Source organism: Iocasia fonsfrigidae (assembly GCF_017751145.1).
Classification (GTDB): domain Bacteria; phylum Bacillota; class Halanaerobiia; order Halanaerobiales; family DTU029; genus Iocasia; species Iocasia fonsfrigidae.
In genome coordinates, this window is record NZ_CP046640.1 from 368,250 (window position 1) to 387,077 (window position 18,828).

The following is an 18,828-nucleotide window of genomic DNA, read 5'->3' on the forward strand; positions in this document are numbered from 1 at the left end:
GAAGTGAAGGATATAAAGGTAGTTTTTATCTGTATAGTCAGTCTGCTTGTTCTTTATACCGGCTCAGTACTGGCCCTTGATAGTTTGACATTGAAAGAGGCCTTGCGTGCTGGACTGGAAAACAACTCCAATATCAAGCAGAGCCATCTGGAGGTGGAGAAATCTGAGTATGATCTGGAACTGGCTGAAAGAAACTGGTACCCAACACTGGATCTAAAGAGTTCCTATACTAGGCTGGAAGAGGCTCCACCGGAATTAGATTTTACTACTCTTAAACCTAGTGAGGGTTCCCAAAATAGTTATAATACCCAGTTAACACTACAGCAGACCATATATTCAGGTGGCCAGATAGGCCTTGGTATTAAACAGGCTGAAAAGGGTTTGACCCTGGCCGGTCTGCAGACCGAACAGGAGATAAGTGAGATTCTTTATAATATTATTGAGGCCTATTATAATGTTTTAATGGCTGCTGAAAGGGTGGAAATAGAAGAAGAGGCCCTGAAAGTAGTAAAAGAACATAAAAGGATTGTCCAGAGCAGTTTTAAAGAGGGAGTGGCTTTGAAAACAGATGTGTTACAGATCGAGATCAAAGAGGGTGAATCAGAACAAAGTCTGCAGAACGCCCGTAATCAACTCCATTTAGCCAGCAAGAATCTGGCTAATTTAATCGGCAGGGATGAGCAGGATTTTCAGCTTGTTAGTCCAGATATACAGGCAGCAGTAGAGCTTGATTTAGAAAGACTTTACCAGTTAGCCCTGGAGAAGAGGCCTGAACTAAATATGATAACAGTTAATAAAGAGATAGTAGAGACCAATATAGAGATGGAAGAAAGGAGTCACCTGCCCAGGCTGGCACTTGCTGGTAATTACAGCTGGCAGGGTAGTGAGCTGGAATTTGATGACGGCAGCTGGAGTATTAGTCTGTCAGGTTCTCTCTCTATCTTTGACGGTGGTAAATCAAGTACAACTGAGAAGAAATATCAAAAAGAACTTAGTAGATTAGAGGAGTCTAAAAGCGATTTAAAGGAATTAATTAGATTAGATATTGAGAGTAAAATACTTACTGCCCGGGAAAATCGAGCCGGAATTGAACTAAAGGAATTAAATCTTGATAAGGCCCGTGAGAATCTAAGGTTGGAAGAGATGAGGTATCAGGAGGGTGTAGGGACAAATATAGATGTAATGAATGCTCAAACCACCCTGAAACAGACCAAGATAGGTAAAATGCAGGCAGAATATCAATACCAGTTAGACCTTTTTGAATTACTGCAGAAGACGGGTCAACTTACGGGCTATTGTGAGGAGGTAATCACTAATGAAAAATAAAATAGGGATATTTACAATACTTATCGTCTTACTTATTAATACTGTCAGTTTAGCACAGAGTATACCAGTCAGGGTTGTAGAGGCAGAACTAAAGGACCTTGCTGAAATAAAGGTTGTCAATGGAAAGATTGAGCCTTATAAAAGTATCCAGATATCCCCTGAAATAGGTGGTATTATAGATGAGGTGAATGTTGAAGTTGGGGATTTTGTTAAAAAAGGCCAGTCTTTAATTGTTTTTGATCAAGATAATTTAAAAGCCCAGTTAAAACAGGCTGAAGCTGCTGTAGAACTGGCTCAAGCGAATCTGGATATGCTTGAAAATGGGGCTACTCCAGAGGAAATAGCCCAGGTTGAGGCTTCATATCAGAGTGCAATGGCCTCATTTGAAGGGGCTAAAACCGGACTGGAAATAATCGAATCTATTTATCATGATAAGAGTGATTATAAACAACAGCTGACCAGTTCAAATACCCAGTTAGAGAGTGGCCGGAAACAATTATCTATTGCCGATGAGCAGTTAAATCAGGCCAGGGTTGCTTATAATCAAGCCAGTACTGATTATGAAAGAATGAAGACATTATATAATGAAGGGGCTATAACCCGGAAGGAATTTGAGGGGGTAGAGACCCAGTATAAAAATGCTCAATCAGCTTTGAAAACAGCTGAATTGGGTAAAGAACAGGCGCAGATTAATTATAATGGTGCCCTGGAGAGTTATCAGATAGTAGAGGATGTTTATCAAAATCCACATTCCCTCAAACAACAGCTTGATAATGCTCGTACCCAGCTTGAAGTTGCCAGGGCTAACCTCCAGACAGCTGAAGCCAACCTGGCTAAGGTAAAAAAAGGGGCCCGTGAAGAAGAGCGGAGATCAGCCCGGGCTAGTTTGAAACAGTCACAGGCCTCATTAGAACTTGCCCGAATCCAGTTTGAGAATAGTGTGGTAAAAAGCCCTAACCAGGGTATAATATCTGCTGTTAATGTTGAGGTCGGTGAAATGCTTGGTGCAGGCACTCCAGTAATAAATCTGGTAGACCTTGACCAGGTTTATGTTAAAGTAAATGTTAATGCTGATACCCTGACCAGGATTAAGGTAGGTGACCAGGTAAGTGTTGACCTCCTGGCCTTTAAAGATGGAATAAGCCAGGGAGAGATTACTAATATTAGTCCAGTTATCGATCAGCAGGCTCAGGCCTATCCAGTAAAAATATTACTTGATAATGAAGATAATAAAATATATGGGGGTATGTTTGCTGATGTAAGTTTTATCCTGAATAGGGCTGAAAATACTGTGGTTATCCCCATAAATGCAGTACTTGACCTTGATGGTAACCCCTATGTTTTTGCGGTTGATGGTGACAAGGTGGTCAAAAAAGAGATAGAGATTGGTATTATAAATGCTAATGAACTTGAAGTTATAGATGGTATATCTCCAGAAGATATCCTGGTTATCCAGGGACAGAATTCCTTACAAAATGGTGATCTGGTTGAGGTGGTAGATTAATGAAACTTTCAGATTTGGCTATTAAAAGACCGGTGACAACCACAATGATGGTGCTACTGGCAGTATTACTGGGAGTAGTTAGTTTTACTATGATCAATATAGATCTTTTCCCGGAAATTACCTATCCAGGGGCAGCGATTATTACCAGTTATAGTGGGGTAGGTCCAGAAGAGATAGAGAATATGGTAACTAAACCGCTTGAGAGTGCTGTCTCAACTGTTACCAATATAAAAACAATCAGCTCCAGTTCGTCTAAAGGCAGCTCACAAATAATTGCCGAGTTTGACTGGGGTACAGATATGGATACAGCAACTATGGACTTGAGAGAGAATGTCGATATGGTAGAGGGGATGCTGCCTGATGATGTTGATGACCCGATAATCATCAAATTTGACCCTTCGATGATGCCTATTATGCAATTAGGTGTTACTGCAGACCTTGACCTGGCCGAATTAAAGACCTTGCTTGAAGACAGGGTGTCTCCTCGCCTGGAACGCCTGGAAGGGGTTGCCTCTGTTAGTTTAATAGGGGGTTTAGAACGGGAAATATTAATTAGTCTCAATAGGAACAAACTAAATAACTATAATATAGATTTTTCCAGTGTTAAAAATACCCTGATGTCAGAAAACCTTAATATGTCTGGTGGTAATGTCTCGCGCGGGAGTGATAAATTACTGGTCAGGGTAACGGGGAAATTCAAATCTATTGATGAGATAAAAGCTGTAGAGATTCCAACTGCTACCGGGGCAAATGTACCGCTGGCAGACATTGCTGAAGTTAAAGATACTTTTAAAGAGGTTGAAAGCATGACCCGGCTTAACAGGAAAACGAGTATGGGTATTATGATACAGAAACAGACTGATGCTAATACTGTTAATGTATCAAGGCTTGTCAATCAAGAAATCGTTAAATTACAGGGAGAAATAAATAATGATATAAAAATAATACCGATTATGGATCAGGCAGAATATATTGAGGATTCTATCAGTAATGTGACCACCAGTGCTATTTATGGGGGAGTGCTGGCTGTACTGGTTTTGTTCCTCTTTCTGAGGAATATCAGGAGTACCTTAATTATCGCCACAGCAATTCCGGTTTCAGTAATTACTACCTTTATGCTGCTTTATTTTAATGACTTAACTTTAAATATGATGACCTTGGGTGGATTGGCCCTGGGGGTAGGAATGTTGGTTGATAATTCTATTGTAGTTCTGGAGAATATCTTTCGCTATCGGGTAGAGGGTTTATCCAGGAAAGAGGCAGCTCATAAAGGGAGTCTGGAAGTTGGTATGGCTATACTGGCTTCTACCTTGACTACTGTGATTGTTTTTCTTCCGGTCTTTTTCGTGGAAGGTATGGCTTCACAGTTGTTTAGAGAGCTGTCACTGACAGTCGCTTTTTCTCTCCTGGCTTCGCTGCTGGTATCTTTAACACTAATACCAGTTATGTCTTCCAAGATACTCAAGGTTAAGAAAGTAGAGGTTGAACGGCATCAGAATTCTTCCAGAATGGGAAGGGTAAAATCGTTTTACCGTTCTACACTAGATTGGAGTCTGTCACACCGCTGGTTGATAGTAGTTATTACCTTGGTAGCTTTTATTGGTAGTATTTCATTATTTCCTATGATCGGGACGGAGTTTATCCCTGAATCTGATACAGGAGAGATAAATATAAGTGCTGAATTACCCCTTGGTTCTTCCCTGGAGAGTACTGATCGGGTTGCCAGGGAGATTGAAAAAGTTGTCCTGGATACTCCTGAAGTCAAAAATTTGCTGGTAAATGTAGGTTCTTCAGGTATGATGGGTATGGAAGGTAGTGAAAGTGAAACAGCCAGTTTTTATCTTCAATTAGTAGACCTAAATGAAAGAGAGCGCTCAACCCAGGAAATTATTGAGGCCTTAAGAAATGATTTATCAATCCCTGGAGTTGAAATCAATATTGAGACTGAAGGTATGTCAATGGGAGGCAGTGGAAAACCGATATCTATCATGGTCAAAGGTGATGACTTAGTCGTTCTAGAGAGATTAGCTCGACAAATAAGTGATGAAATAAGAAATCTTGAGGGTGTAAGAGAGGTTGAAGACAGTCTTTCTGAAGGAAGGCCTGAGATGCAGGTTGAGATAAATAGAACCCTTGCCTCTAAATATGGACTCAGGGTTAGTCAGATAGGTGAGGCAATTAATACAGCAATCAGTGGGAGTGTTGCTACCCAGTATGAGATTGGTGGAGAAGAGTATGATATAACTGTTAAATTGGCCGAAGAGGATATTGATAGTCCGGCTCAGGTCAGGGAATTATTGCTATCTTCATCAACTGGTGCTCTGGTTCCTCTAGAAGACATTGCTTCTTTTAAGGTAGAAGAAGGTCCTAAAGAAATCCTGCGGGAAAATCAGGTTAGATATGCTCAGATTGGTGCCTCTTTATATGGTAGGAGTTTGGGAGAGGTAATGGGTGAAATACAGGGTAGATTGTCTGAGAATCTTCAGCTGCCCTCAGGCTATGAACTGGACTATGGTGGTGAATTCGAGCAAATGCAGGAATCTTTCACCAGTCTGGCCCTTGCCTTATTGCTGGCCCTGGTACTAGTATATATGGTAATGGCATCACAGTTTGAATCACTATTACATCCACTGGTAATAATGTTTACCGTACCGATGGCTGCTATTGGTGTTATGCTCGGCCTAGTTATTACAGGAAATAATATTTCAGTGGTGACTATAATTGGTATTATTATGCTGGCAGGTATTGTAGTAAACAATGCTATTGTACTGGTAGATTATATTAATCATTTACGCAGTACTGGTATGACTGTCAGGGAGGCCATCCTGGAGGCAGGACCAATTCGTCTGCGGCCTATCTTTATGACTGCCCTGACAACAATACTGGCTATGCTGCCGATGGCTATTGGACTGGGTGAGGGCTCTGAAGTACAGTCCCCAATGGCTATTGTGGTAATCGGTGGTCTGTCAGTAGCTACTCTCCTGACGCTCTATGTAGTGCCTAGTATATATTCACTATTAACAGGTTTTAGCAGGAGGGTAAAGAATAGGTTTAGTGGTGGAAAGAAATTGAGTTCGTAATTTGAGTTTAAGTTAATAAAAATTAATCAGTGGGTAAGGGTTCTGGGAAAAGCCCTTACCTTTTTCGTTATTTAAATCTGGATGGTGTAGTCACTTTGATTAAGTCCAGGTGGCAAAGCTGTCTTCTTACTGTTATAATATAAGAAGGGATAGATATTTAACTGACTGGAGGTGGGGTTTATTATGCTGAATTTTAGATATACTATAGCTGTGGTCCTGTTTTTACTATTTGTTTTGTTTGTGCCGGGTTTGATTCTGGCTGAAGAGTTTCCGGTAACTATTGTTGATGATTTGGATAAGGAGATAAGAATAGATAAAAAACCGGAGAGGATTATTTCGCTGGCCCCCAGTATGACAGAACTCTTATTTGCCCTTGGTTTAGAAGATGAGGTTGTGGGGGTAACTACTCTGGCTGATTATCCGGCCGAGGCTATACTTAAAGAAAAGATAGGCACTATTGTTGACCCCAGTGTGGAAAAGATAATTTCCCTAAAACCCGATCTGGTTCTTGCTGTAGCCATAAATAAAAAAGAAACTATAACACAGCTGAGACGACTAGGGATTAAGGTCGCTGGTTTTGATCCCCATAATATTAAGGAATCTATTGAATTGATCAAAAAGGTGGGGTTGTTAACTGGCCAGCAGGAGACTGCCTGGGTTATCACTACTGAACTGACGGATTCTCTTGCCCAGATAGAGCAGCTTGTGGCAAAGGAACTCCAGGATAGGCAGAGACCGAAGGTTTTTTATGAGATCTGGAGTAATCCTTTATATACAGCAGGGAGTGATACTTTTATTGATGATATTATAAATATAGCTGGAGGAATTAATATTGGCAGTAAGGCTGATGGAGCCTGGCCGCAGTATAGTCTGGAGGTATTAATTCTTGAGGACCCTGATGTATATATAGCCAGCCCCCATAGTTCGGCCCATAAAGTAACAGTGGAAAAGATTAAAAATAGAGACAATTATCAGGGTATAAAAGCCGTTAGAAATGGTAGAGTATATATAGTAGATCAGGATATAGTAAGCCGGCCTTCCCCCAGGATAATTGATGCTATCATGGAGTTTCTCAGGGCTATTCTACCTGAAGTGGCTGAGAAGGTGGGGTCTGGTAAATAGTTTTTTAAATATTTGCAGGAAAATTTACTTTTTTGTTGAATATTATAAAAGTTAAGTCTAATCCTGTACAAATAAGGGAATATTCTTGACACCGGCCTCTGTTATCTATAAGGGCTTAAATAAATAAGTTATAAGGAGTGAGTTAAGTGGATTTATCAGATTTCAAGATTAGTGACTTTATTAATATTGAAGGGGAACAATCTCTGGGAAAGGTGGCTTCTATTCTATCTATTATTGATGATAAATATGATGTTCAGATTATTAATGTACTGAAAAAAGAGGGTTATAAACCTGTTATTACCAGGGCTGGTGGTAAAGGTGAGGATTTTAAAAATAAGATATTGAGAAATTGCCTTGGCGCTGCTATTAAAGGTAAAGTAATTAGTGAGACTATTCAGGATCAGCGTGTTTTGACCCGTTGTGTTGAAAGGGCTATGGTTGATTTCAACAGCCCGATGACCAGTATATCTGGTGCTGGTATTAAGATAGGAATTGTCAGTAAGGGGAAACACCTGGCAGTGGCTTTATATGGTAAACTTGGTATCCCAGGACTTGATGTGGATCATGAGATCTCTGGCATGGGTATTCATTATTATGGATTAATAGATAATAATTAAACTTTAATAAATACAGTATTAATAGTAGGAGTGACTTATTTTGTCATTAATAAAAAGGATCTTGAGGTATTTATCACCTTATAAAACAAGATTATCAGCCGGGCTTGTGTCAATGGTATTCCATTCTTTTTTACAATATTCTTTGTTAAGGTTTTTCAGGATCTAATTGAAACAATTATAACGGATATTTCAGCCGGGGGGACAGGCTTACAGAAATTAAACTGGATAGCCCTTTCCATGATCTTAATCTATTTTCTTAAAGGTATTTCTTATTATGGACAGAAATATTTGATTTCTTATGTCTCTCAGAAAGCAGTTAAAGATATAAGGGAAGAGTTGTATTCCCATCTTCAGGGATTATCACTTAGTTTTTATAATAAAAATAAGACTGGCGAGATTATATCACGGGTTACCAATGATGTAGGAAAACTACAAAATTCAATAGTGAGTAGTGCTATTACCCTGGTTGAGCAGACACTCACCTTGCTGGGTGGTATCGCTTATCTCTTTTATTTAAATGTAAGGTTAACATTACTCCTGGTAGTTATGATTCCTTTAATGACCTATGTGTTAGCCAAATTCAACAGAAAGATCAGGCGGGTTAGTAAAAATGTTCAGATCAGAATAGCTGATATTTCGGATATACTGCAGGAAACTCTTTCAGCTGTAAGGGTTGTTAAGTCTTTTGGGCGAGAGGATTATGAGCTCTCCCGGTTTCAGGAGAAAAATGATTCGAATTTCCGGGCTAAGGTAAAAACAGCCCAGTATGGAGCTGTTTTAACACCGATTATTGAATTGATAGCAGCTATGGCTTTTACTGCTATATTGTGGTATGGTGGTTATGAGGTTTTCCGGGGCAGAATGCAACCGTCAGCCTTAATAGCCTATTTTACACTGCTTTTAACAATTACTTCACCATTACGTTCCATGAGTAAACTCAGTAGTACAGTGCAGAAGGCTCTAGCTGCTGCTGAGAGGGTATTTGAAACAATGGATATTCATAATCACCTTAAAGAAGAGGTAAAAGATGCTGAAGTATTAAGCAGTGTAGAAGGACATGTGGAGTTTGTAGATGTTAGTTTTTCGTATAATAAGGGGAAGAGGTTTTAAGTGATATTAATTTACAGGCCTTACCCGGGGAGATTGTAGCCCTGGTTGGACCTAGTGGGGCCGGCAAAACAACCCTGGTTGATTTGATCCCTAAGTTTTACCAGCCTGATTCAGGGGTTATTTACCTTGATGGTAAGGATATTAACAAGGTCAATCTTGCTTCACTACGTAAGTTTATCGGTATAGTACCGCAGGAAACTGTACTTTTTAGTGGAACAATCAAGGATAATATTAGATATGGTAATTTAGAGGCATCTGATGAGGAGATAATTGTTGCTGCCAGGGCAGCTAATGCTCATGATTTTATCATGAAATTCCCCAGGGAGTATGAATCATTAGTAGGTGAAAGGGGTGTAGGCTTATCAGGTGGTCAGCGGCAGAGAATTGCTATTGCCCGGGCAATACTAAAAAATCCCAGGATATTGATTCTTGATGAGGCCACTTCAGCCTTGGATGCCGAGTCAGAATCCCTGGTACAGGAGGCCCTTGATAGATTAATGCAGAATAGGACTACCTTTGTCATAGCCCATCGTTTAACAACTATCAAAAATGCGGATAAGATTATTGTGGTTTCAGGTGGGAGTATTAAAGAAAAAGGAACTCATGATGAATTAATAGCCCGTGGTGGGGTTTATTCCCGTTTATATCAAGGACAGTTTACAGAATAGAGGAAGTAGGTATAATGAGAAATTTATGGAAGAGATTTCGGTTCTGGATTATACCAGTATTAGCATACATCTTTAATATTATTTCCAGCCGCTGGACAAGGCTGGATGTTTACGGCAGGGAGAATGCAGAAAAATGTACTGACCAGTCTATTTTATTTGCTTTCTGGCATGGTAAGCTTTGGCTTCCTGCCTATTTTTTTAGAGATAGTGATTATCTGGTTTTATCCAGCCTCAGCCGTGATGGTGAATACATGACCCGTATTTTAAAGAGATATCATTACCGGGTTATAAGGGGTTCTTCCTCACGGGGAGGCAGCCGTGCTTTACTCAAATTGATTAAGGAGATTAAAAAGGGATATTCAGGTTTTATAACACCTGACGGACCTACGGGTCCTATCCATAAAGTAAAGCCAGGGATAGTATATCTCCAGGAAAAAGGTGGTGCAGTGATTATTCCGATTGGTGTAGCTGTAAGGTGGAAAATAACTGTTAACAGCTGGGATCGGCTTGTTTTACCATTACCTGGTACAAGAGCAGTAATGGCTTTCGGCGCCCCTGTCTATTTACCTGAAGATGAAACAATAGAAAAAAGGGCTGAAATACTGGAAGATAGTATTAATCTGGCCCAGGAAAAGGCTGAAAGAATTCTAAAAACAGGGGCTGGTGATTGAACCTTGTTTGCTGTAAAACTTGAAAATTATTTAAAAGAGTTAGTAGATGGAAAAAGGAATAAGCTGTTGGACAAGTTGTTACTGTTGATTCTTAATTTTCTGGAACAGGTCTATAAATTACTGCTCTTTTTTCGTAAAATATTATATAGCTCTGGACTTATTAAAAAGACTAAACTTGCGCCAGTGCTTATCAGTATAGGTAATATTACTGCTGGTGGAACAGGTAAAACCCCTGTGGTTAAATATCTGGCCGAGGGTCTGAATAATAAGGGGATAAATACAGCAGTGGTCAGTCGGGGTTATGGTTCAGAAACAGAAGGACCACTTCTTGTCTCAGACGGCTGTGTTGAAACTGCTTCCTATGAGGAGGCTGGTGATGAGGCCTTAATGCTCAGCAGACTAATGGAGGGATTTCCAGTAGCAATCGGCAAAAAAAGGGCAGCTGCAGGCCGCCTGGTTCAGGAGAGATTTAAGCTTGATCTTATCCTGCTGGATGATGCTTTTCAGCACTGGCAGTTAGCCAGAGATATAGATATTGTGGTCATAGATGGTTTAAATCCCTTTGCTAACCGTCACCTTTTACCCCGTGGATATTTAAGGGAACCTCTGACAGCATTAAATCGAGGGGATATCTTTATCATTACCAGGGCTGATTTGATAGCTGAAAGTCAGCTGCAAAAAATAAAAGAAGAAATTAGTAAGTATAATAAAACTTCTTTAATTTATACGGCAGTCTATAAATCGGTTTATCTGCGTTTCCTGGATATAGCAGGCAAAAGCAGTGTTGAACCAGTTGTTTCCCATACAGCCAGGAAGATACTTGCCTTTTCAGGTCTCGGTAACCCTGCTTCCTTTTATCAGACTCTCAATAAGAATGGGTTTAATGTGGCTGAAATGATAGAATATCCCGACCACTATCGCTACCAGGAGGATGATTTTGATTATATAGGCCGTAAGGCTTCTGAAGAGGGTATAAAACTAGTGTTGACAACTGAAAAGGATGCTGTTAAATTTAAGGATAAGATGATTAGCAGCTTGAAACTTCAGGGTATTTCTTTAGCTGTTCTGGGTATAGAATTAGAGATTAATAATGGAGCTGATTTATTAGATAAGTTGGCTGTTCAGGTAGGCAGCGTCTAATTAAAGGGGGATTAATATATGAAAATAATAGCAGTAATCCCGGCCAGGTATAGTTCTAGCCGTTTTCCAGGTAAAGCCCTGATTGATATTAAGGGTAAAAGCATGATTCAGCGGGTTTATGACAGGGTCAAACTGTTGGGAGAATTATTAATTGATATTATAGTAGCAACAGATGATGAGAGAATTTATAATGAAGTTAAAAACTTTGGTGGAAAGCCAGTTATGACACCATCAGACTGTCAGTCAGGTACAGACAGAATTGCTTTTGTTGCTAAAGACCTGTCCTGTGATCTGATAGTTAATGTTCAGGGGGATGAACCTTTGTTAGAACCGGAAATGGTCAGGGCTGCAGTCAGGCCTTTTCTGGAAGATAACAGCCTGGAAATGAGCACAGTAAAAAAAGAGATTACAGCCAGGGAAGAAATAGATAACCCTAATATTGTTAAGGTAATAACTGACTTAAAGGGCGATGCCCTTTATTTTTCACGTTATCCAGTACCCTACCAGAGAAATGAAGCAGCAAAGTATTATAAACATATTGGGCTTTATGTTTATAAAAGGGATTTTCTCTTAAAATATACCAGTCTGGAGCCTGCGCCACTTGAAAAAAGTGAATCTCTAGAACAGCTCAGGGCTCTGGAAAATGGCTATAGGATCCGGGTAGTTGAAACAGAGTATAACTCAATCGGGGTAGATGTCCCGGATGACCTGGACAAGGTAGTGAGTATAATAGAGGGAGAGGAATAGTATGTCATTTTCTATTAATAAGGTAAAATTAAATGAGGATATAATCTTTGGTGATTTACAAAAACCCCTGATCTTAATTGCTGGCCCCTGTGTTCTTGAGGGATATGAAAGGTCTTTAAAGATCGCAAGTAGAGTTAAAGAAATAGCAGATGCTCTAAGTATCCCCTATGTCTTTAAGGCTTCATTTGATAAGGCTAATCGTTCTTCAATCAATTCTTATAGGGGGCCTGGTCTGGAAAAAGGACTAAAACAGCTAAAAAAGATAAAAGAAGAGTTGCAAGTACCAGTTTTAACAGATATACATCAGGTAGAACAGGTTGAACCAGCTGCTGAAGTTGTTGATATTCTACAAATACCGGCCTTTCTCTGCCGGCAGACTGACCTTTTACTGGCTGCTGCCCGGACAGATTTGATAGTAAATATAAAAAAGGGTCAGTTTATGGCACCATGGGATATGGCTAAGGCTGTTGATAAAGTAGTTAGTACAGGCAGTAAGAGGATATTACTTACTGAACGTGGGGTTAGTTTTGGTTATAATAATCTGCTTGCTGATATGACTTCACTGCCGAAGATGAGGGAAATAGGATATCCTGTTGTTTTTGATGCTACCCATAGTGTACAGCGTCCTGCTGCACAAGGGGAGGTTTCAGGTGGTGATAGAGAAATGGTTCCCTATCTGGCCCGGGCAGCTGCGGCAGTGGGGATTGATGGCCTTTTTATGGAAGTACATGATAATCCGGCAGAGGCCTTAAGTGATGGCCCTAATATGGTATACTTGGATGATTTAGAGGATATTTTACAACAGGTTCAGGCGATTAATAGAATTGTAAAGGATAGGTGATTATTTTGAATGATTTTCCTACTGTAGACCAGAGACAGGTTGAGCATATTTCTGCTGAGGCCCGGGAAGTTTTGGCTGTAGAGGCAAAATCGATACTAAAGCTGCAGGAGGCTATTGATGATGAATTTGTCTGTCTGGTAAAATTAATCTTGAAAAGTCAGGGGCGTATTATTCTTATCGGAGTTGGTAAATCAGGATTGATTGCCCGTAAAATAGCAGCTACCCTTTCCAGCACAGGGTCACCATCATTTTTTGTACATGCCGGGGAGGCATCACATGGGGATCTGGGCATGATTACTGAGGAAGATATTGTTATAGCTATATCTAATAGTGGGGAAACAGAAGAAGTATTGGCACTGCTGTCATCGATCAAAAGGATCGGTGCTCATCTGGTTGCACTGACTGGTCAAAGAGACTCCACCCTGGCTAAGTATTCTGATATAGTTATTTTTTCTGGTGTTGAGGAAGAGGCCTGTCCACATGGACTGGCTCCTACTGCCAGCACTACAGCAGCTATGGCTCTAGGTGATGCCCTGGCTATTGCCCTGTCCAGTCTTAGGGGTTTTACACCTGAAGACTTTGCTCTTTATCATCCCGGTGGTAATCTTGGCAGGAGGTTATTAACCAGAGTAAAAGATGTGCTGGAGATTAGAGGGCAAAACCCGGTTGTAGGTTCTAATACTACTGTTAAGGAAACATTATTTACGATGACAGATTCCAAGATGGGTTCAGCCTCTGTGGTAGATCAAGGGGGTTTATTAATAGGGATTATTACCGATGGTGATATACGACGTCATCTGGAGAAATCAAGTAGTTTTCTGGAAAGACCGGTTGCTGAGGTAATGACCAGTAATCCGACCACTATTAGTGGAGATAAGCTGGCCAGTGAAGCCCTTAGGGTAATGGAAGAAAAAGAAATAAATGACCTTCCTGTAGTTGAAGAAGGTAGGCCTGTGGGGATGCTGAACTTTCAGGATTTACTCAGGGCGAAAATATTTTGATTAAGGTGATATAGTATGAAAGAATCGGTTCTTTACAGCTTATTTATGGTGTTTTACTATATAATTTGTTTTGTCCCTGATAAAATTGATTATTATATAGGTATAGGTCTGGGAAAACTAATATATTTTTTGTTAAAAAGCAGAAGAGAGGTAACCTTAGCTAATCTTAGAAGGGCTTTAGGGAGTAATTATTCAGAAGAAGATTTAGTTTCCCTGTGTAAAAAGGTTTATCAGCAGATGGGTTTAACTTTTGTAGAATTTATTATATCAGGTAACTTAAATAAGGATTTAATTACATCTTCTATTGAGATAGAAGGGCTGGATTACTTAAAAGATGCTTATCGACAGGGAAAAGGTATTATTATGTATACAGCACATTTTGGCAACTGGGAATGGCTGGGTTCTGTGATATCACAGCTGGGGTATCCAGTTAATGCTATTGCCCGGACACAGGATAATGTTTATTTTGATAGAAAAATAAATAAAATCAGGAGTTCTCAGGGGATAAATATTATACCTAAAGGAATATCTGTACGTAAGGTGTATAAAGTATTAAAAGGCGGAGAATTACTATTTATACTTGGAGATCAAAATGCCCGTAAAAAAGGATGGCAGATAGATTTTTTTGGTACCCCGGCCTCGACTTATCCAGGGGTAGTACAGTTAGCCCGTCGGACAGGGTCAGTAATTCTTCCGGCCTTTTTGCTTAGAGAGGAATGGGGCAAACACAGGCTTGTTATTAAAAAACCCTACTCTATTTCTAAAGATGCTTCTAAAGATGCACAGCGGGAGTTATTACAGGAATTAACAGGGGTAATTGAAGAAGAGATAAGGAAAGAACCGATACAGTGGTTTTGGCCTCACCGCAGGTGGAAGAGATAAGGGGTTGAAGTATTTGTATATTATCTATAATATTATTATTTTTTTAGCATTTATATTATATTTACCTGTCTTATTATTTAAATTCATCAGAGGTAGATACCGGGAGGGGTTCCTGGAACGTCTGGGCTTTCTGCCTTCAGAGCTTATTAATAAAGCCTGGGGAGATAGAGTAATCTGGCTCCATGCCGCTTCAATGGGAGAAACAATAGCAGCCGGGGTTTTAATTAAAAGAATCAGGGAAGAATATCCAGCAGCCACTTTGTTTGTCTCCACTATATCATATACCGGGCGTTCTATGGCAAAGAAAAATGAGATGATAGATGGTGTTTTCTATTTTCCGCTGGATATATCCTGGATAGCAGGCAGGGTTATAGAAAAAATAAATCCGGCTTTGATTATAATGATGGAAACAGAGTTATGGCCCAATCTAATTAAAAAAGCCAGTAAAGCAGGTTGTAAATTGATGGTAGCCAGTGGGAGGATTGGTGACAGCAGTATTAAAAACTATCGTTATATCAAGCCTCTTATCCGGGATGTACTAAAAAAGATTGACATTTTTAGTATGCAGTCCAGTATAGACTATGAAAGGGTTATATCACTGGGTGCCCCGGAGGAAAGGGTTTATTGTACTGGCAATATTAAGTTTGATAGATTTGATGGTCTTAATCTGGATGTTAATCAGGACGAGCTCTTAAAGGAGTTTAAGATGGATAATTTAGGCCCCATCATTGTGGCTGGCAGTACCCATGAGGGTGAAGAAGAAAAATTATTAACTGTTTTTAAAGAGGTAAAAGGGGAATATCCTAAAGCAGTTTTGATGATAGCCCCCAGATATATTGAAAGGGCTGAGCAGTTATTAAAGGATTTTAAAGAACGGGGTTTTAATACGGTTCTGAGGACCAGGATAGTTAATTATGACCCTGGTAGGGATTCTATTATTCTGGTAGATACTATTGGGGAATTAGTTAAGCTCTATAGTATAGCTGATCTGGTATTTGTAGGTGGCAGTTTAATCCCGCGGGGGGGGCACAATATTTTAGAACCGGCTGCTCTGGGTAAACCAGTTTTCTTCGGCCCCCATATGTTTAATTTTGCGGCCGATACCAGGGACATTCTTGCTGCCGGGGCAGGGGTGCAGGTTAATGATGAAAAAGAACTGGCAGCTGAAATACTGACCTATCTGTCTGATAGGGATAGCTTGCATAAAATGGGGAAGCAGGGTCGTGAGATAATAAATCAAAACAGGGGTGCTGTAGACAAAAACCTAGAGTTTCTTAACAGACTGCTCCCTGAAAAAAAGACAGAAAAGATATTAATAGTCAGGTTAAGTGCTATTGGTGATGTTATTCATTCCCTACCGGTAGCATATGCCCTGAGAAAGGCCTATCCTGATGCTGAGATAAGCTGGCTGGTAGAGGAAAAGGCCAGCGAACTGGTTCTGGCTAATTCCTATCTGGACCAGGTATTTGTTATGCCTAAAAGGGAGTGGTTGGCTGTATTTAAGAAAAATAAAATTCAGGCTTTGAAAATGTTTCGCAGTTTTTTTAAAAAGGTTAAAAGCCGTGATTTTGACCTTGTTCTGGATATTCACGGTCTTTTCAAAAGCGGTTTGAGCACTTATTTGAGTGCTTCTTCACTCAGGTATGGACCGGCAGATGGTCGGGAAGGTAGTACTCTTTTTTACAATAGGAAGATTAAAGTTCCTGAGCAGAAGATACATGTTATTGAGAAAAGGCTGGCTCTAGCGGCAGCAGTCGGCGCCGAGACAGCAGAGGTAGAATTTGATATAGTAAGCAGCCGGGCTGATAGGGAAAGAGTCTCCAGCTTATTACAGGCCTGTGGGTCAAAGAAAATAATAGCCCTTAATCCCTATACTACCTGGGAATCGAAGAACTGGCCTCCTGAGTATTTTGCTAGACTGGCTGACCTTATAAAAAATAAATTGAACTATGCTGTGGTTTTTACTGGTGGGTCTGGTGATAGAGAGGGAATAGCTGGAATTATAAATTTAATGCAGACAGAGGCACTTAACCTGGCAGGAAAAACCAATCTACGAGAGTTGGCAGAACTATACCGCAGGGTTGAGCTCTTTATTGGTGGGGATACCGGCCCAATGCACCTGGCAGCAGCTGTAGGAACCAGGGTGATTGCCCTGATGGGACCTACAGACCCTGTTACACACGGCCCTTATGGTGAGGGCCATCTGGTAATTCAGGATGATATTGACTGTAAATTATGCTGGAAACGCAGTTGTCCGGCTGGACATAATAAGTGTATGAAAAATATAGGAGTTGACAGGGTATTTAATAAAACATGTGAGATCTTAGGGGTGGAAAGGTATGAATCAGGTAATTAATGCTAAAAGTGTAATAATTATTGACCTACTTTATCTGGGTGATTTGATGTTTGCCACACCATTTATTAAAAATCTACGTATGAATTTACCAGATAAAAGGATAGATATGATTGTTAATAGTAATTTCTATGACCTGATTAAAACCAATCCAGACCTTGATAATGTCTATGCATATAATAAGAAATGGGGATTAAGGCAGGGTATATCCTTTGCCCGGAAACTATCTCAAAACAACTATGACCTGGGCTTAAATATCCACGGTAACTGGCGGACAGCTATTTTATTAAAATTAGTCAACCCGGTTTATAGTCTTGGTTATGGGGGTAAAGGTAGGGGGATTTTCCTTGACCAGGAAATAAAGCGTTCTGAGGGTATGCATATGACAGAGGCCTATCTTGCTTTTTTAGAGGAAATAGGGTTTAAATCTCTGACAGATAATATACCACAATTAAGTGTTTCTCCTGAAGCCAGTCAAGGGATAAAGGCTTTTTTGGAGGGGGAAGGGGTAATTCCTGGTGATAGATTAGTAGCCTTAAATACAGGTGGTACCTGGCCAACCAAGCGCTGGCCTATAGCTAGATTTGCTGAACTGGCAGATGCTTTAGTAAACAACTATGATGTCAGGCCTGTTTTAACAGGGGGTAAAAGTGACCTCGGACGGGTAGATGAAATAGTATCCCTGATGGCCAGTGAGCCTATTGTTGCTGCCGGCAGGACGTCTCTGGAAGAGCTGGCAGCCTTGATGGAATGCTGTGAACTGGTAATCAGTAATGACAGTGGACCGGTTCATGTCGCTGATGCAGTTGGTACAGCAAGTATTACTATCTTTGGTCCATCTGATGAATTAAAATACCGTCCCTCCAGAAAGGGGAGTAGAATAATTACAGCGGGTCTTGACTGTCAGCCTTGTGGGGAACATGAATGTCCTTTACACCATCACAGGTGTATGACAGAGATTAAAGTTAGTGATATAATAAGAATAATTGATGAGAGTGGGTTGTTATAAATGCCTGGTATTGGTATACTGGTTTTAACATATAATGAAGAGGATAATATCAGGGACTGTCTAGAGAGTGTAGACTGGGCAGATGAAATAGTTGTGATTGACTCCTATAGTACAGACCGTACTATAGAAATAAGTAAAGAATTTACTGATAAAGTTTATAAACGAGAATTTGACAATTTTGCATCTCAGAGGAATTACGGACTGGATAAAATAGAATCAGACTGGGTGCTGGCTGTTGATGCTGATGAAAGGGTTACTGTAGAACTAAGGGATGAGATTTTGGAGATTCTGACTGCCCCTGATATGGTTGCTTATGAAATCCCCCGGAAAAATTATTTTTTAGGTAAATGGATCAAATACTGTGGTTGGTACCCTGATTATACCTTGAGGTTATTCCAAAATAAAGGTGTAAGTTTTAGCGGCCTGGTTCATGAAGGCATTAATCCGAAAGGGGAAACAGGGAAACTTAATCATGACTTAATACACTATACCTATAATAATCTCCACCATTATCTTGAGAAAATAAACCAGTATACTTCTCTATCTGCGGAAGATATGTTTTATAAGGGAAAGAATAAAGGACTGGCCTATATCTTAATCAGGCCTTTGGTGGAGTTTATTAAGAAGTATATTTTAAAGAAGGGTTTTTTACTGGGGAAACAGGGACTATTTCTATCAATTATTTCTGCATTTTATCAGTTTTTAAGGTATATTAAGTTATGGGAGAAGAACAACTTATAGATATATAAGCGTCCGG

At 40.0% G+C, this 18,828-nt stretch carries 14 protein-coding genes and 1 pseudogene; all 15 read left to right on the forward strand.

Annotated elements, in window-relative coordinates; translation table 11 throughout:
• Positions 1-3 precede the first annotated feature (3 nt).
• The 15 genes and pseudogenes from GM661_RS01865 to GM661_RS01940 all read left to right on the forward strand — a co-directional run bounded on the left by GM661_RS01865 (position 4) and on the right by GM661_RS01940 (position 18,812).
• Positions 4-1,326, forward strand: coding sequence for a TolC family protein (locus GM661_RS01865; RefSeq protein ID WP_230868496.1), 1,323 nt, complete (start codon positions 4-6; stop codon positions 1,324-1,326).
• The gene (locus GM661_RS01870; RefSeq protein WP_230868497.1) at positions 1,316-2,830 is read left to right on the forward strand and encodes an efflux RND transporter periplasmic adaptor subunit; all 1,515 of its coding nucleotides are present in this window, start codon (positions 1,316-1,318) and stop codon (positions 2,828-2,830) included. Before GM661_RS01865 ends, GM661_RS01870 begins: the two co-directional genes overlap by 11 nt.
• The gene (locus tag GM661_RS01875) at positions 2,830-5,910 is read left to right on the forward strand and encodes an efflux RND transporter permease subunit (protein WP_230868498.1); all 3,081 of its coding nucleotides are present in this window, start codon (positions 2,830-2,832) and stop codon (positions 5,908-5,910) included. Before GM661_RS01870 ends, GM661_RS01875 begins: the two co-directional genes overlap by 1 nt.
• 183 nt (positions 5,911-6,093) lie before the next feature.
• Entirely contained in the window at positions 6,094-7,032 is a 939-nt protein-coding gene (locus tag GM661_RS01880; protein WP_230868499.1) for an ABC transporter substrate-binding protein, read from the forward strand.
• Positions 7,033-7,178: 146 nt separating this feature from the next.
• Positions 7,179-7,649 carry a HutP family protein gene (locus GM661_RS01885; protein ID WP_125987638.1) on the forward strand — a complete coding sequence of 157 codons (471 nt, stop codon included), beginning with the start codon at positions 7,179-7,181 and terminating at the stop codon, positions 7,647-7,649.
• Between the two features lie 40 nt (positions 7,650-7,689).
• Positions 7,690-9,427: pseudogene (locus GM661_RS19065) on the forward strand (ABC transporter ATP-binding protein).
• A 14-nt stretch (positions 9,428-9,441) separates the two neighbouring features.
• Positions 9,442-10,098, forward strand: a complete 657-nt coding sequence (locus GM661_RS01900; protein WP_230868500.1) for a lysophospholipid acyltransferase family protein — start codon at positions 9,442-9,444, stop codon at positions 10,096-10,098.
• A gap of 3 nt (positions 10,099-10,101) precedes the next feature.
• Entirely contained in the window at positions 10,102-11,238 is a 1,137-nt protein-coding gene (lpxK, locus tag GM661_RS01905) for a tetraacyldisaccharide 4'-kinase (RefSeq protein WP_230868501.1), read from the forward strand.
• A gap of 18 nt (positions 11,239-11,256) precedes the next feature.
• Positions 11,257-11,985 carry a 3-deoxy-manno-octulosonate cytidylyltransferase gene (gene kdsB, locus GM661_RS01910; RefSeq protein WP_230868502.1) on the forward strand — a complete coding sequence of 243 codons (729 nt, stop codon included), beginning with the start codon at positions 11,257-11,259 and terminating at the stop codon, positions 11,983-11,985.
• Between the two features lies 1 nt (position 11,986).
• On the forward strand, positions 11,987-12,826 hold the full coding sequence (gene kdsA, locus GM661_RS01915) for a 3-deoxy-8-phosphooctulonate synthase (protein WP_230868503.1): 840 nt from the start codon (positions 11,987-11,989) through the stop codon (positions 12,824-12,826).
• A 5-nt stretch (positions 12,827-12,831) separates the two neighbouring features.
• Positions 12,832-13,827 carry a KpsF/GutQ family sugar-phosphate isomerase gene (locus tag GM661_RS01920; RefSeq protein ID WP_230868504.1) on the forward strand — a complete coding sequence of 332 codons (996 nt, stop codon included), beginning with the start codon at positions 12,832-12,834 and terminating at the stop codon, positions 13,825-13,827.
• Between the two features lie 15 nt (positions 13,828-13,842).
• Positions 13,843-14,709, forward strand: a complete 867-nt coding sequence (locus tag GM661_RS01925; protein ID WP_230868505.1) for a lysophospholipid acyltransferase family protein — start codon at positions 13,843-13,845, stop codon at positions 14,707-14,709.
• A gap of 13 nt (positions 14,710-14,722) precedes the next feature.
• Positions 14,723-17,065, forward strand: coding sequence for a glycosyltransferase N-terminal domain-containing protein (locus GM661_RS01930; protein WP_230868506.1), 2,343 nt, complete (start codon positions 14,723-14,725; stop codon positions 17,063-17,065).
• Entirely contained in the window at positions 17,049-18,071 is a 1,023-nt protein-coding gene (locus GM661_RS01935) for a glycosyltransferase family 9 protein (RefSeq protein ID WP_230868507.1), read from the forward strand. Before GM661_RS01930 ends, GM661_RS01935 begins: the two co-directional genes overlap by 17 nt.
• Positions 18,072-18,812, forward strand: a complete 741-nt coding sequence (locus tag GM661_RS01940; RefSeq protein WP_230868508.1) for a glycosyltransferase family 2 protein — start codon at positions 18,072-18,074, stop codon at positions 18,810-18,812.
• Positions 18,813-18,828: the final 16 nt, after the last annotated feature.